This is a genomic window from Variovorax sp. 01T432, assembly GCF_056398605.1.
Genome location: NZ_JBFTPS010000162.1, coordinates 1 through 470, shown reverse-complemented (window position 1 = coordinate 470; position 470 = coordinate 1). Strand labels below are relative to the sequence as shown.

The 470-nt window shown below is 67.3% G+C and carries 1 pseudogene; it reads left to right on the top strand.

What is annotated here, in order from left to right:
• A pseudogene (locus tag AC1DNF_RS35795) lies at positions 1-470 on the top strand (hypothetical protein); the annotation flags it as partial.

Sequence of the window (470 nt, the reverse complement as noted above, 5' to 3'; positions counted from 1 at the left end):
CTCCACGAACCAGTCCAACTCGGTGTTCGTGGCCGACAACGCGTCGCTGAACGTGGGCGTGACCGATTTCCAGGTCTCGGGCTACATGTACAACACCTTCGCGCAGTCGCCCCAGCTCAGCTGGACCATGACCGCGGCGCCCGGCGGCGGCMTSRACAGCRYCAACGTGATGGACTACAAGAAGGCCGGCACAGTCAGCGGCAACCCGATCGCGACGGCGCGCTGCGCCGGTCGTCCGGGCTTCTGCGGCSARGGWCTGGTTGCCTTCCAGAACGGCATCATCGGCACCGTCGGCACCAACACGGCAGGCAATCGCACCACGGTGCAGCTGCCCGCCAACAAGGTGCCCACCGGCATCGCCATGACCAACGACAGCGAGTTCGCGCTCGTGACGATCTGGGACACCACGGCGCTCAAGGGCCAGGTGGCGGTGATCGCGCTGGCCGGCCTGTGCGACGGCTGGACGGCTG